The sequence below is a fragment of the Bacillus toyonensis BCT-7112 genome (assembly GCF_000496285.1).
GTDB lineage: Bacteria > Bacillota > Bacilli > Bacillales > Bacillaceae_G > Bacillus_A > Bacillus_A toyonensis.
The window spans coordinates 4739661-4754122 of the sequence record NC_022781.1 but is presented as its reverse complement, the minus strand read 5'-3'; the positions used below and the strand labels follow the sequence as shown (position 1 = coordinate 4754122).

Below are 14462 nucleotides of genomic sequence, written 5' to 3'. Positions count from 1 at the left end.
TTTTATCTTTAATTTGAGATTTATAATTCGAAAGTAAATAACTTACCTTATGTAAGTATAATACAAAATCTCTCGCTTCATGTCAATAAAAAATAGCTACTTTTTTTTCGTAAGTTAATAAGTTGTTTTGTAATCTATAAATTATATATTTCCATTTAAAATGTTAACTAAATAAAAAACTACCTCCATATTTCATGGAGATAGTCCTTCATCAACCTTTATTTTTGAAAAATATGTTTCACTTTTTCAGCTGGAATGTTACTTCCACCTCTACCTTTTACATCTTCAATCATCATTGTAATGACCATATCAGGTGCATTTAAATCAAATGCAGCGAACCAGCCTAGTTCTTTTCCTTCGGCCTCTTTAGATACTTTTAATTCCGCTGTACCTGTTTTTCCAGCAAGGGTCATACCATCGATTTTAGCAATTTTCCCTGTACCATCCGGATCATTAATTACTTTAGTCATAGCAGTTTTTAATATATCCTGATTTCCTTTTGAAATGACATTTTCTTTCCAAGCTTTTGGTTGTTTATCTGTTTTAATGATATATGGTGACGGAATTGTTCCATCATTTACAATTGGCGCATATGTTAAAGCTAGATGAAGAGGAGTCATTAACACTTGTCCTTGACCATATCCTGTATCTGCCATTTGAATATCATTTTTAATACCATCATTTGCGATTTTAGAAGCTGGGAATCCATATTCAATTGGTAATTTCTCATCGAATCCGAATTTTTTCGCTTCACTCATAAATTTATCTTTTCCGATTTTTAAAGCTTCTTGTGCGAAGTAAATATTATCCGAATATTTCATTGCCTTATCCAAATCAATCGGATTTGCATCTTTCACACGTGTTACGTAATAATTGCCCCAAGAAGAATCTTTTGTCCATTTCAATCCTTCAATTTTCAATTCTTCTTTTGGATCAATCGTTTTCGTTTCAAGACCGATTGCAGCTGTAATTGGCTTAAATACAGAACCTGGTACCGATAATTGTGTAAATCGGTTCGTCATCGGTTTTTTCGGATCATTATTCCAAGCTTCACGTTGTGCTTTCGATGTTCCTCGTGCAATTAAATTAGGATCATATGCTGGACTACTTACAAGTGCAATTGTTTCTCCACTTTTCGGATTAATTGCCGCACTTGAACCAACTTCGCCCTTCATTTCATTATACGTTTTTTCTTGAACAGCACTATCGATAGTTAAAGTTACATTTTCTCCATCAACAGCTTCTGTTTTTGCTAAATTTTTAATTTCTTTTCCTTGTGCATCTTCTACAAAGACACGGCCACCTTTTTTACCGCGTAGCTTTTCTTCCAATACTTGCTCTAATCCAGCTTTACCAACTGGCTCATCAGCTTGGTAGCCTTTCTTTTGTAGCGTTTTTAAATCTTCAGCATTTATCTTTCCGATATAACCAGTTAGATGAGCTGCCGCTTCCCCTAACGGATATGTACGAACATTTACAGGTTTTGTTGCAACACCAGGTAAATCAATATACGTATTTTGCGTTGCCCCTTCAGGTAAAATTCCAATTGGTACAAGATACCCTGGTTTTACCCATTTAGCAGTTAGTTTTTGATCAATTTCTTCTACAGACATATTTAACAACTTAGCTACTGCTTCTTTCGTTTGCGGTGCAGTTTCATCTAATTTTTCTGGAACGATTCCGATCTCAGAAGCTTTCCCATTCGTCGCAAGACCTTTTCCATTACGATCGTATATTTCACCACGTTTTGGCTCTGTCGTTTGCATACGCACTTTACTATCTTTTGTCATGCCAGGGAAAATGAAATCAGGTGTCCAATCTATTTTCCAAGATTCTTTATCTCCATCTTTTTCTTTCACCATTTTTGCTTCATGACCAAAAGTGATTTTACCACCAACTGTATCCATGCTTACTTTAAAAGGAACAGGGCCTTCATCTTTTTTATCTTCTTTTACTTCCCCTGTTTCTACCTTTAAGTCTTTCACTTCAATACCAGAATAAATTTTTTCATATTTCTCAGTAAACTCTTTCTTGGAAATATCTTTTTTTGCATTTTCTGATAATTGATCGTACATATCTGCAAATTTTTGTTTATTCCATGATTTCACATATGTATCAAACGCTTCTTGTGGTTTTTCTTCTTTACCACATCCAACTAACATGAATGTTAAGCAAAGAAAAAGAATCCCCCATATTTTTCTCAACTGATTCTCCTCCTCTTTCTATATTAATACTTTTGAAAATTTTAGCATTTTTCACATGCTACCTTTCATTATAGCACTATTGAATACCATCTATAAACTTACATTTATAAATACAAATAAAAAAAAATTGATGCGAATACTCACATCAATTTATGTTTTTATTATTGTTGTTTCTCGTATACATGGTAATAATACGTATACGGATTTTTTTCATCCGTTAAACCTTTTTCTACAAAAATCTCTTTCCAATTTGTCATATCCATTTCTGGGAAGAATGTGTCTCCTTCAAATGCGTGGTGGATTTTTGTTATATATAACTTGTCTACATACGGTAAAAAGAGATCATAAATTTGCGCTCCGCCAAAAATAAAAATCTCTTCTTCATTTTTACATAGTTCAAACACTTCTTCTACAGTATGAGCTACTTCGCAGCCTTCTACATGATACCCTTCATTACGAGTTACAATAATATTACGTCTTCCAGGCAATGGTCTACCAATTGCTTCATAGTTCTTTCTCCCCATAATAAGTGGGTGACCCATCGTTGTTTTCTTTACATACTGTAATTCACTCGGTAAACGCCAAGGTAAGTTATTATCTTTACCAATTACTCTATTCTCGTCCATTGCGACCATAAATGAAACAATCATCTTGTCATCTCCTCTACAATTACACTGCAACCGGTGCTTTAATCGCTGGGTGTGGATCATATCCTTCAATCGTTAAATCTTCCATCTCAAAATCAAACACAGATTTCACATCTGGATTTAATGTAAGTTTCGGGAACGGACGTGGTTCACGTGCCAATTGTTTTTCTACTTGTTCAAAATGATTCGTATAAATATGCGCATCTCCAATTGTATGAACAAATTCTCCTACTTCAAGACCACATTCATGTGCAATTAAATGTGTTAGTAGTGAATAACTTGCGATGTTAAATGGAATTCCAAGGAAGATGTCGCCACTTCTTTGATATAGCTGACAAGAAAGTTTTCCGTCCGCTACATAAAACTGGAATAGCGTATGACAAGGCGGTAATGCCATACTCGGTACGTCTTCAGGATTCCAAGCAGAAACGATTAAGCGACGTGAATCTGGCGTTTTTTTAATCATTTCAATTACATCTTTTAGTTGATCCAGTGTTTCACCAGCCGTCGTTTTCCAAGCACGCCATTGCTTGCCATATACGTCTCCTAAGTAGCCATATTTATTCGAAAAATCATCATCTTCTAAAACATTCTTTTTAAATAGGTCCATTTGCTCATCATATTGCACTTTAAATTCCTCATCTTGTTGTGAGCGAAGACCGAAATCTGTCATATCAGGCCCAGTATACTCGTCACTTTCTACCCAGCTCTTAAATGCCCATTCATTCCAAATGTTATTATTATGCTGCAATAAATAGCGAATGTTTGTATCACCTTTCATAAACCAAAGTAGTTCACTTGCTACAAGGCGAAATGGTACTCTCTTTGTGGTTAATAAAGGAAATCCTTTACTCAGATCAAAACGCATTTGATATCCAAATACAGATACAGTTCCTGTCCCTGTACGATCTTCTTTCTTCGTACCGTGCTCCATTACATGGCGGCATAAATTTAAGTATTCATATTCAGCATGTTTCATATGTAGAAAAACCTTCTTTCAATCTTATATGAAATTTATCATAACATGAAAAACAACAAATTTAATAATCTTGATAAATAAAAATTATTTTCAGTAATTCTTACAAAATTATTAACTTTCCATATTTAAAAAGGTTTTCATTTTCTATTACCGAAAGTATAGTGCGGTAGGACAAAATTTAAATTTGGAGGTTAGAATTATGTCTAAAATTGAAACTCCTGTTATGACTTCGTTACAAACTACGGTTGAAAAAATGATGAAGGATTTAAAAGTTCCTGGTGCTGCTGTAGCTGTTATAAAAGACGGTGAAGTTATTCTTTCAGAAGGTTTCGGCTATCGAAATATAGAAACAAAAGAGGCTGTTACACCGAGCACCCGGTTCGCAATCGGTTCCTCAACGAAAGCTTTTGGCACACTTTCATTAAGCTTGTTAGCACAGCAAAAAAAGTTTAATTGGGATACTCCTGTCCAGTCTTATATACCTAACTTCTCTTTATGTGAACTACTTGCTACCTCACAAGTTACAGGACGGGATTTAGCCTCTCACCGCACTGGAGTGAGTCGTCATGATGCTCTTTGGTACAGCTCTTCCTTATCTCGAAAAGATCTCGTTGAAAAAATAAAACATTTACCACTTGATGCACCGTTCCGAACAGCATTTTTATATAACAACTTAATGTATGCGACAATTAGCTGCATTGTTGAAAACATTACAAATCAAACGTGGGAGCAATACGCTACAGAACATATTTTAGAACCTTTAAATATGAGGCATACAAACTTCTCTGTTACAGATTCACAAATTACAGAGGATTATGCTTTACCTTACATTGAAAAAGACGGTGAAATAAAAGAAGTTCCATTCCGTAACATCGATACAGTTGGCGCTGCTGGGTGTATTAATTCTACAATTGAAGATATGGTAAATTGGGTACTTCTTCACTTAAACAAAGGAAAGTTTGGAGATCATGAATTAATCTCCTCTGAATTATTACAACAAATGTATACACCACACAATTCAATTCCAGATCAACCAGTTCTATCACTCCCTGAATCTCCATTAAATAGTTACGGCCTCGGTTGGTTTATTAGCGCTTATCGTGGTAACAAAGTGATTCATCATGGCGGTAATATTGATGGATTTTCGGCACTTGTTTCATTCATGCCAAAAGAAAATGTAGGTCTTGTCATTTTAACGAATGCTGGAGGCACATTACTTCCTACTTATCTTGCTAACCAAATTTATGACGAGCTACTTGAATTAGAAGGCATCGATTGGCATAAACGTGCTGTAGAAGATACTGAAAAAATGAAGGAAATGATGAAAGAAGCAACTGAATCCCTTCCTGAGCAAATTAAAGGGACTACACCTTCTCACAAATTAGAGGATTATACTGGTACTTTCGAACATCCTGCATACGGAACATTACAAGTATACAAGCGAGATGATTCATTATTTGTGCAATTCATGGAAATGGACATTCAATTAACACATCATCATTACGACATCTTCTCTGCAAAAGTTGACTTATTCCGAATGAAAATGAGTTTATTATTCGCTTATGAAATGAGTGTGAGTGGTGAATTTCCATCCCTTCAGTTACATGTGCCAGCTACGTTAAGTACTCAGCCGCTTATATTTAAGAAAATTAAATAAGTATTTTGATGGTAAAAAATAAAGATAGGTGCGAATTACACCTATCTTTTCTATTTCATATCAATCTTATCTGATTGAAACCAAATCGGCTTCGATAACTCAAAGTTATTATGATCCTCTAAAACTATAGTAAGACGCTCTAACATATCATCTAACATATGCGGTGCTGCTCGTAATGTCCAGACAACTGATGAGAAAACTGTCATGCCGACGTACACCGCATATAATTTCCAGAACTCCTCTGGTATTCTCCTATTAAAGTATCCTTCTATTTGTCCGATTGAATACGGAATACTAATGTCTCTTGCAAATAGTGCAATTTTTACAAAATCATGAAGTGGGTCGCCCCAGTCATAACCATTAAAATCAACAACACCTACATATTTCCCATCCCGCACAATTATATTTTCTAAATGAAAATCATCGTGTTGAAATCGATTTGGGCGGTTTTGTACATACATTTCATTTTCATCTATAAACTTAATGATTTTATCATCATTTTTTATTTTTATTCCGCATGTTTTGTATGCCTCTAAATATTTTCGATGTTTTTTCATGGCTCTTTCATACCATGGAAGTATACCCTTAGGAGCTTCATATGTATGCATTTTTGCTAAATCTTTTCCTGCTTCTATACCAATATCATATTGTTCTTTTAGTGTATATGTAGGCAACAATTTTTTCGCATCTTCTCCTTCTATATACGAAAAAACACCGTAGCATAAACCTTCTTCTTCCAACAAACCCATTTCAATTGGCCTTTGTGCTTGCACACTACGTTTTTGCATTTCATTTAAAATTTGAAACTCTATTTTCTTTCTTTCAAACTCTTTTATATCGCCTGTCCGTAACAAATACTTTTCATCTTTAATAGTCGTAATGATATATTTTTTATCAGGTGAGAAACCTTTAGAAATTTCTTCAATATTTGCTGCATCCTTTACTATTTGTATATTGTTTTGCCGTGCTGCAATTGTCTTCATGTTTATTCCCCTTACATTTCTACATTTGGTGTATACGCTACTTCTATAATAAATCCATTCGGATCGTAAAAATCAACCGTATAGTATCCGTCCGAATAATGATTCATTTCTATCGGACCACGTATTACCTTCACTTTTGTACTAGCAAGAAAATCTGCTACTTCATCAACTATTTCTCTACGAGTAGCTTGATAACAAATATGTCTAGGCCCTAAAGTCCTTACAATTTCCCCGTCCACCTCTTTAAAATATATTTCACTTTCTCCCGTACTATATGCTACTTCATTTAACTTTCTCCATCCAATTATCGAAAACAATTTATCATAAAAAGAAATAGACTCCTCTAAATTCGCGACCCAAAATTCAATATGATGAATACCTGCTCGAAGTGTATTCATATTAAGAATGTGCCCCTTGTACGACTTGTACAATTTCCATAGGCGTATGAACCATATAATCTGGTGCATCTTTTTTCACTGTTTCAATGACATCATATCCCCAAGATACCCAAATTACGTTCACACCAGCCTTTTTACACGCTGCTACATCTCGCTGTTCATCACCGACATATAACATTTCTTGCTCTGTTATTTTTTTTGATTTTAAAAACCTTTTTATCATTTTGTCTTTACCGAACAAATTTTTAGAACAATACACTTCTTGAATATTTTCGATACCATTATTATGTAAAAACGCTCGAATATGCTCTTCTGAGTTAGAGGATATGACGGCAATCCCGTAGCCTTTTTTATGTAATTCATCTAATACATCCTTCATCCCATGGAACAAAACGAGATCTTTTATAGCTGGTTGATATAATTTATAAAACTCTAACGCTAATATCGGTAGTTTATACAGTGGTACATCGAGTTGCTTACATCTCTCGGGCATCGTTAATTTACGTAAATGCTCAATTTCTTCTTCCCTTACTGTTTTATAACCATGCTTTTCAGCTATTTGATTATAGATCGGTACAAATATATTTTGTGAATCTACTAATGTGCCATCAAAGTCAAAAACAATATATTTTTGCATTTCCATACTCCCTTTTCTTCTTTTTTCCTAAACATATGTTATTCAACAACATAGTTGTCTTACCCTTTTATCAACAAAAAAAGAACAAGATTTTCTCTTGTTCTTTTTAAGAAAGCCATTTTGGCGGTACATTCGTATTCCAATAAATATTTCCTAGTTCATGATGTCCAGAGTATCCATCATCAAAACGATGATAATGGAAATTGAAATAATAACCATCTTGCGGTGGATGATCTCTTCTTACATGAAATCGTAGTAAGTCATTTCCAGATTTCGTATCGTAAACGTGAAAAATCTTTTCATTATTTCCACCAGCGGGTTTCTGAGAAATCGATAATGATTGCAACGACTCCTCTGGAACATCATTTGCAAGCTCAGCAATTGCCTCTTCAATTTTCGGTAATATTACATCTTTAAACTCATCTTCAATTACTGGACCAATTTTAGTTCCAAACTTTTGCATCGACTGCTTCTCTGCTTCTTGCATTGCATAAGTAATAAAAGTATCGGTGGTTAACCTGTCATTCGTTTCTTCATATGTATAGGACGTACTCTCCAAATTTTGTTGCCCAGCTGTACTCGTAGGCTTGTCCGCAGCTTTGGCATTATCAAGCAATATGGAAGGAGGCGTCACTAAACCAAATGTAAATACGGTAATTAATGCGACTAAGGTTTTTCTAAACCAATTTGGCATTTATGTTCCCTCCCCTTTCACTCATTATATTTTATCCCGCATTAACGGGTAAGTAAGACCCCCACCACCTCAAAATTCAGTAAAGGCAAAGAAGTTAGGCAGGGGATCAACTGCCCGTAAAAGCCCGATTGGTGAAGGCTAATAATCAGTGGGGATGAAGAAAACCCCCACTGATTAAAGTTTCACTTTATATAACGGTTGTTTCTTCTATTATACAAAATGATTGTAATTTTTGCACTTTACAATTTTGTTAACGTTCACATATTTTTCACTTGAATATGAAATTGTAAGATTTCATACAATACAATAAAATACAACAACAATAAGGAGGCGACCAAATGACTTTAGATGTCATGTATTCTGCCGCAAGCATACTCGTTTTAGTATATTTTATTTATCAATGTGTGACAGATTAGAAAAAGAGCCATTTTCGGCTCTTTTTCTATGGTAAAAATACAATCCAACCAATCCATACTATAAAAATAATCCCGGCAATTACAGCTGGTAATAAATAAAAATGAAGAAGTATAACTATCTATATATCATTATAAAATATTTATTTTCATAGCAGGAAAAAACATTTTTTAACAGAATATTAAATGTTTGATTACATTTTATTGGAGTGAATAATATGTCTTTTCAAATTCGTGAAGCGACGGTAGATGATATAGATGCACTTTGTTCTTTAACGAAAGAATTAAAAGGTTCCTCTATTTCCTATGAAGATATGAACAACCGCTTGCAATTCGTACAAATGAGTCCTTTTGATTTTTTATATGTTTATGTGGAAGAAGAAACTATATTTGGATTACTCGGGTTTCGTATACGCGAAAATTTAGAAGATGTAACTCGTTATGGAGAAATTTCAATTATTAGCGTCGATTCTACAATACGGCGGAAAGGCATTGGACAGGTGTTAATGGATTATGCAGAACAATTAGCAAAGAAGCATCATTGCATTGGAACATGGCTAGTTAGTGGAACAAAAAGAGTAGAAGCACATCCTTTTTACAAAAAATTAGGTTATGAAGTAAATGGATATCGATTTGTAAAACATTTTTAAACTACTTTTCACTTGAAGGGACTATAAATATGACAAACATTAAAGCAATTTTCATTGATCGTGACGGTACAATTGGCGGCGACACTACAATACATTACCCTGGTTCTTTTACATTATTCCCCTTTACAAAAGCAGCTCTGCAAAAAATAAAAGCTCAAAATATAAAAATTTTCTCTTTCACAAATCAACCAGGTATCGCGGATGGAATAGCGACTGTAGCTGATTTTGTACAAGAATTAAAAGGTTTCGGTTTTGATGATATTTACGTTTGTCCTCACAAACATGGTGATGGTTGTGAATGCCGTAAACCAAGTACAGGCATGCTTCTAAAAGCAGCGGAAAAACATGGGCTTGATTTAACACAATGTGCTGTAGTTGGTGATCGTTGGACTGATATTGTGGCAGGTGAAAAAGTGAATGCGACAACAATATTAGTACGAACAGGCGCTGGATACGATGCTTTACATACGTACCGAGACAGGTGGGCACATATTGAGCCAAACTACATTGCAGAAAACTTTGAAGATGCAACAAACTGGATATTAAATCAACTATAATACAATTTAAAAGAGACGTTTTCATTTTGAAAACGTCTCTTTTAATCTTACATTTTTTAAAATGTTAATTCATAATGGAAATAACGATTATCTCTTAAATAACCATTTTCAGCGTATAATCGCTGTGCTGATAAATTATCAATCTCTGTTTGTAATTTTACACCTTTTGCGCCATTTTCTAATGCGAATTTTTTAGCAGCTTCTAATAATTTTTTACCTGTTCCAGTTCCGCGCTTCGCGGCTTGTACAAACAGATCATTTAAAATCCATAATTCTTTCATTGAAATGGAAGAAAATGATGGATATAGTTGCGTGAATCCAATATATTCACCGTCTTCAACTGCTACGAAAATAACGGATTCTTTTCTCTCGATACGATTTTGTAAAAATACTTTTGCACCATCTAAATCGGAATCTTGTCGGTAAAACATACGATAGTTATTAAAAACTGATGCTAGTCCATCTAAATCTGCAATTGTTGCCTCATATATTCTCATTTTACTCCATTCCCCTTCCAATACTGTCTCATTATATCCGTTACCCATTTAGGCTGTAGAATTTCTTCTTTCGGCATAAACTCTTTCATTACCGGCTTTATATCCAATATAGGGGTGCCATCAATAGCATCTAATCCCTCAACAATAATTGATTTACCGTCTCTTTTTATCACTTTTACAATTGTTACACCTAAGCGATTCGGGCGATTTTTCCCGCGCTGTGCAAAAATGCCTACTTTAGGATAATCATTATTATTTCTAGGATGTCTAGCAACATATTGAATTTGTTCATCCGTTACTTTATGAAAATAAAAAACAACTTCAATATGAGAAAATTCTTCAATCCCTTGTATACTTTCCTCTGTATACAATTCAGTTAAAGTAATACAGGATCTTACTTCTCCCCATTCGTCATCTTTTATTTCCTTTCTTTCATTATGTACAAATGCGATTGGTTGAACTGAAAACATACGCATCCCCCTTAAATGTAACCACTTACATTATAAAATATTTTCTGAATGTTTTCCACATACACGAACTAAGTTTACATAATATAATTATAATCTATTTTCTAAAGCCACATTTACTGCTTCCATTGCATGTATAAAAGTTGTATCAAATATCGGAACTAATACGTCTTCCTGCTTTATTAATAATCCTATTTCTGTACAACCTAAAATTATTCCCTGTGCTCCTTTTTGCACTAGCTCTTCTATGACTCTTTTATAATATTCTCTAGATTGCGATGTTATTTTTCCTAAACATAATTCTGTATAAATTATTTCATTTAATTTTTCTCTATTTTTTTCTACTGGCACTATTACTTTTATATTATTCTCTTCTATACGTGACTTATAGAAATCTTGCTCCATTGTATATTTCGTTCCAAGTAGACCAATCGTTTGAATACCTTTTCTTTTAATTTCTTTTGCAGTAGTATCAGCAATATGTAATACGGGGATGTTAATATTCTCTTTTATTTTCTCCACTACTTTATGCATTGTATTTGTGCAAATGATTATAAAATCTGCTCCTCCCTTCTGCAATGAATACGCCGCATTCCCTAATACTTCTCCTGCTCCATCCCAATCCCCGTTAGACTGGAATCGTTCAATCTCTTCAAAATCCACACTATTAATCAAACATTTTGCTGAGTGTAATCCTCCTAATTTACTTTTTATCTCTTCATTTAAAATTCGATAATATTCCGAAGTCGATTCCCAACTCATACCACCTATAAGCCCTATCGTTTTCATATATAACACACCTACCTAAACTTTTTTCTAAACTAATAACAATGTTTTATTATGTATATTATACACAATAAAACAAGACTTTAAGTTTATAATATAAAGTCTTGTTTTAACTATTTCCAAGGAAATTTTATGTGAATATTCTGAAATTAACTCCCTAATGTTTTTATAGAATTTTCATATTGATAATTAAAACATTGTCGATACAACTGTTTAATTTCATTATAAGAAGGAACTCGCGGATTATTTCCTGGGCTACCACTTTCAATTGCATCTGAGGCCATTTTTGAAATAGCATTTTCAAATTCAACCTCACCGATTCCGTATTCTTTTAAATTTGGAATACGAAGATCAAAACAAAGTTTTTTTATTTCCCTCAGCGTATAATCGGCTACTTCTTCATCACAATAGGAATACATATCTTTATTTAAACAACGTCCAATTTCCGCTAGTCTTTTTGTTGCACTCACTTTTGTATATTCTAAAACTGTGGGTAATAGTATTGCATTTGATATACCATGTGGTACATGAAATAACGCCCCTACTGGTCTTGACATTCCATGAACTAATGTAACAGATGCATTTGAGAATGCAATTCCAGCTTGTAATGAAGCGATCATCATTGCTTCCCTTGCTTCCATATTACCTCCATCTTCATATACAATACGTAAATATTTCATAATACTTTCAATAGCCGAAAGAGCAAGTACATCTGTAAGTGGTTGAGAAAATTTAGAAATATATGCTTCAATTGCATGGCATAATGCATCTATACCTGTCGCTGCCGTAATATGAGGTGGTACCGAACTTGTTAATATCGGGTCAATAATCGCTACTTGCGGGGTAAAACTCGGATGCTTCATCATCATTTTTACATCTGTTTTTTTATTCGTAATTACTGCTACACTTGTTACTTCTGACCCAGTACCTGAAGTTGTTGGAATTGCAATGAGTGGTAGTGGATCATTTTCTATTTCAACATCTTTTTGGACGTAATATTCAATTGCTCCACCATTAGTATATAACACCGCTACTGCTTTCGCAGCATCAATACAACTTCCACCACCAATACCGATAATAAAATCACACTTCCCTTCTTTACAAATCGTTAACGCTTCTAATACGTGTAAATTTGTAGGCTCAGCATTCACTTTATTATATGTAATAACAGTAATCCCTTTCTTATTTAGCTGTTTTATGCACCTTTCAACATACCCTAATTTCTCCATAATTGTATCAGTAACTATAAAAGCTCTTTTCCCAAACTTCTTTGATTGTTCCCCCAGCTTTTCAATCGAATTTCTTCCATATAGTACAGACTTCGGCATACGAAACTCAGCAACTTCTTGCAAATACTCCACCCCTTCTTACCCTTATTAATGTTTAGTTTATAAAATATCAACTAAATAAACCTTTACAATTCATATAGTATCTATTTTTAATAAATTCCTGTAATAGTATAGAATGCGATAACTAAAAACACAGCAAGCGTTTTCAAAACTGTAATAGCAAATATATCTTTATATGACTGTTTATGTGTTAAACCTGTTACTGTAAGAATAGTAATAATAGCCCCGTTATGTGGTAATGTATCCATTCCTCCTGATGCCATTGATACGATACGGTGCATAACTTCTAATGGGATATCAAATTGATTGGCTGCTGCAATAAATTTATCCCCCATCGCACTTAAAACAATCCCCATTCCTCCTGATGCAGAACCTGTAATACCGGCTAAAATATTCGTCGTTACCGCTCCATTCACTAAAGGATTTGTGAACGTTGCAGAAATGCCATCTCTCATAATTGCAAAACCTGGAAGTGCTGCAATGACACCACCGAAACCAAATTCTGCTCCAGTGTTCATTGTTGCAAGTAGTGCTCCACCAATACTTGTATTCAATCCAGCTTGAAATCCTGTTACTACCCGTCTCCAGTATAATAAAAGAGTTGTTAAAATTCCTATTATAAGTGCCAATTCTACAGACCATATTCCAACTACCGCACTCAATTCTACTTTTCCAAATGCTTTCATACCAATTGCTGAAAAGTCAAAACCGTTCGGATACCACTTCGGTATCATAATAGTAAACACTTTATTCATTACACCTACTAAAATAAGTGGTATAAAAGCAATAAGTTGTTGTGCCCTCGTAATTTCTAAACTATTTAACAGCGGTATTTCTTTCTGCTCTAATTCCAAAGATGCTGCCATTTCAGTATTCCCATCGTTAAAACCAAAATATCCTTCACCTGCTGCTTTTGCCTTCTTACGCCTACTCTCTAAATATAATAAACCTAACGTGAGTACAAAAATTGCCCCTACAATACCAAGTATCGGTGCAGCATAAATATCCGTTTTAAAAAATGTTGTAGGTATTACATTTTGAATTTGTGGTGATCCAGGGAGCGCATCCATTGTAAATGTTACTGCTCCAAGGACAATTGTTCCAGGTATTAAGCGTTTTGGAATATTAGCTTGTCGAAAAAGCTTAGCTGCAAACGGAAATATAGCAAATACCACTACATATACACTAACACCACTATATGTTAAAATAGCACCCATTAAAACAATCGCTAAAATTGTACGTTTTTCTCCAACCAACTCTACAATCGTCTTTGCAATAGAATCAGCAATTCCTGACATTTCTACTACTTTCCCAAAAATTGCTCCAAGTAAAAACACCGGGAAATATAGTTTAATAAACCCTACCATTTTCTCCATAAAAATATTAGAAAAGAAAGGTAATACAAAACTAGGTTCTGTCAAAAATACCGCAAATAATGCAAAAATTGGTGCAAATAAAATAACAGAAAACCCTCTATAAGCTACAAACATAAGTAAGCTAAGTGCTAATAATATAATAACTAGCTCCAATTATACCCCTCCTTT

Annotated in this window: 15 protein-coding genes; 3 read left to right on the top strand and 12 right to left on the bottom strand. The window is 34.1% G+C overall.

Annotated elements, in window-relative coordinates; all coding sequences use genetic code 11:
* Positions 1–218: 218 nt before the first annotated feature.
* The 3 genes from pbpC to BTOYO_RS24255 form a co-directional block, all read right to left on the bottom strand.
* Positions 219–2204 carry a penicillin-binding protein 3 gene (gene pbpC / locus BTOYO_RS24265; RefSeq protein WP_001227254.1) on the bottom strand — a complete coding sequence of 662 codons (1986 nt, stop codon included), beginning with the start codon at positions 2202–2204 and terminating at the stop codon, positions 219–221.
* A gap of 161 nt (positions 2205–2365) precedes the next feature.
* On the bottom strand, positions 2366–2854 hold the full coding sequence (locus BTOYO_RS24260; protein ID WP_000637202.1) for a dihydrofolate reductase: 489 nt from the start codon (positions 2852–2854) through the stop codon (positions 2366–2368).
* Positions 2855–2873: 19 nt separating this feature from the next.
* The gene (locus BTOYO_RS24255; protein WP_000679621.1) at positions 2874–3830 is read right to left on the bottom strand and encodes a thymidylate synthase; all 957 of its coding nucleotides are present in this window, start codon (positions 3828–3830) and stop codon (positions 2874–2876) included.
* Positions 3831–4029: 199 nt separating this feature from the next.
* Here BTOYO_RS24255 and BTOYO_RS24250 point away from each other — a divergent pair, with 199 nt between their 5' ends.
* Positions 4030–5487 carry a serine hydrolase gene (locus tag BTOYO_RS24250; RefSeq protein WP_000034327.1) on the top strand — a complete coding sequence of 486 codons (1458 nt, stop codon included), beginning with the start codon at positions 4030–4032 and terminating at the stop codon, positions 5485–5487.
* A gap of 50 nt (positions 5488–5537) precedes the next feature.
* Here BTOYO_RS24250 and BTOYO_RS24245 read toward each other — a convergent pair whose 3' ends face one another.
* The 4 genes from BTOYO_RS24245 to BTOYO_RS24230 form a co-directional block, all read right to left on the bottom strand.
* Positions 5538–6470: an aminoglycoside phosphotransferase family protein gene (locus tag BTOYO_RS24245; protein WP_000848159.1), complete on the bottom strand. Its 933-nt coding sequence runs from the start codon at positions 6468–6470 to the stop codon at positions 5538–5540.
* 11 nt (positions 6471–6481) lie between these two features.
* Complete coding sequence (locus BTOYO_RS24240) at positions 6482–6868, bottom strand: VOC family protein (RefSeq protein WP_001094652.1); 387 nt, start codon at positions 6866–6868, stop codon at positions 6482–6484.
* Between the two features lies 1 nt (position 6869).
* Positions 6870–7505: an HAD family hydrolase gene (locus BTOYO_RS24235; protein WP_001174984.1), complete on the bottom strand. Its 636-nt coding sequence runs from the start codon at positions 7503–7505 to the stop codon at positions 6870–6872.
* A gap of 106 nt (positions 7506–7611) precedes the next feature.
* A complete protein-coding gene (locus BTOYO_RS24230; RefSeq protein WP_001134417.1) occupies positions 7612–8199 on the bottom strand; it encodes a YpjP family protein in 588 nt (195 codons plus the stop codon).
* A gap of 631 nt (positions 8200–8830) precedes the next feature.
* Between BTOYO_RS24230 and BTOYO_RS24225 the strand changes: the two genes are divergently transcribed.
* Together BTOYO_RS24225 and BTOYO_RS24220 are read left to right on the top strand one after the other, a co-directional pair.
* Positions 8831–9262 carry a GNAT family N-acetyltransferase gene (locus tag BTOYO_RS24225; RefSeq protein ID WP_000009794.1) on the top strand — a complete coding sequence of 144 codons (432 nt, stop codon included), beginning with the start codon at positions 8831–8833 and terminating at the stop codon, positions 9260–9262.
* 29 nt (positions 9263–9291) lie between these two features.
* Complete coding sequence (locus tag BTOYO_RS24220; RefSeq protein ID WP_000181775.1) at positions 9292–9819, top strand: HAD-IIIA family hydrolase; 528 nt, start codon at positions 9292–9294, stop codon at positions 9817–9819.
* A 56-nt stretch (positions 9820–9875) separates the two neighbouring features.
* On the opposite strand, the gene BTOYO_RS24215 is transcribed toward BTOYO_RS24220, so the two are convergent.
* The 5 genes from BTOYO_RS24215 to BTOYO_RS24195 form a co-directional block, all read right to left on the bottom strand.
* Positions 9876–10316: a GNAT family N-acetyltransferase gene (locus BTOYO_RS24215; protein WP_001223858.1), complete on the bottom strand. Its 441-nt coding sequence runs from the start codon at positions 10314–10316 to the stop codon at positions 9876–9878.
* On the bottom strand, positions 10313–10786 hold the full coding sequence (locus BTOYO_RS24210) for an SAM-dependent methyltransferase (RefSeq protein ID WP_000493241.1): 474 nt from the start codon (positions 10784–10786) through the stop codon (positions 10313–10315). The genes BTOYO_RS24215 and BTOYO_RS24210 overlap by 4 nt, the downstream gene beginning before the upstream one ends.
* A gap of 87 nt (positions 10787–10873) precedes the next feature.
* The gene (locus BTOYO_RS24205; protein ID WP_000848585.1) at positions 10874–11572 is read right to left on the bottom strand and encodes an aspartate/glutamate racemase family protein; all 699 of its coding nucleotides are present in this window, start codon (positions 11570–11572) and stop codon (positions 10874–10876) included.
* Positions 11573–11718: 146 nt separating this feature from the next.
* A complete protein-coding gene (locus BTOYO_RS24200; protein ID WP_001158490.1) occupies positions 11719–12921 on the bottom strand; it encodes an iron-containing alcohol dehydrogenase in 1203 nt (400 codons plus the stop codon).
* Between the two features lie 86 nt (positions 12922–13007).
* The gene (locus BTOYO_RS24195; protein ID WP_000424323.1) at positions 13008–14447 is read right to left on the bottom strand and encodes a GntP family permease; all 1440 of its coding nucleotides are present in this window, start codon (positions 14445–14447) and stop codon (positions 13008–13010) included.
* Between the last annotated feature and the right edge of the window lie 15 nt (positions 14448–14462).

Bases quoted from the DNA above. Each gene is read 5' to 3' on its own strand.
- BTOYO_RS24260 (WP_000637202.1), bottom strand. From the start codon at position 2,854: ATGATTGTTTCATTTATGGTCGCAATGGACGAGAATAGAGTAATTGGT.
- BTOYO_RS24255 (WP_000679621.1), bottom strand. From the start codon at position 3,830: ATGAAACATGCTGAATATGAATACTTAAATTTATGCCGCCATGTAATG.
- BTOYO_RS24250 (WP_000034327.1), top strand. From the start codon at position 4,030: ATGTCTAAAATTGAAACTCCTGTTATGACTTCGTTACAAACTACGGTT.
- BTOYO_RS24245 (WP_000848159.1), bottom strand. From the start codon at position 6,470: ATGAAGACAATTGCAGCACGGCAAAACAATATACAAATAGTAAAGGAT.
- BTOYO_RS24240 (WP_001094652.1), bottom strand. From the start codon at position 6,868: ATGAATACACTTCGAGCAGGTATTCATCATATTGAATTTTGGGTCGCG.
- BTOYO_RS24235 (WP_001174984.1), bottom strand. From the start codon at position 7,505: ATGCAAAAATATATTGTTTTTGACTTTGATGGCACATTAGTAGATTCA.
- BTOYO_RS24230 (WP_001134417.1), bottom strand. From the start codon at position 8,199: ATGCCAAATTGGTTTAGAAAAACCTTAGTCGCATTAATTACCGTATTT.
- BTOYO_RS24225 (WP_000009794.1), top strand. From the start codon at position 8,831: ATGTCTTTTCAAATTCGTGAAGCGACGGTAGATGATATAGATGCACTT.
- BTOYO_RS24220 (WP_000181775.1), top strand. From the start codon at position 9,292: ATGACAAACATTAAAGCAATTTTCATTGATCGTGACGGTACAATTGGC.
- BTOYO_RS24215 (WP_001223858.1), bottom strand. From the start codon at position 10,316: ATGAGAATATATGAGGCAACAATTGCAGATTTAGATGGACTAGCATCA.
- BTOYO_RS24210 (WP_000493241.1), bottom strand. From the start codon at position 10,786: ATGTTTTCAGTTCAACCAATCGCATTTGTACATAATGAAAGAAAGGAA.
- BTOYO_RS24205 (WP_000848585.1), bottom strand. From the start codon at position 11,572: ATGAAAACGATAGGGCTTATAGGTGGTATGAGTTGGGAATCGACTTCG.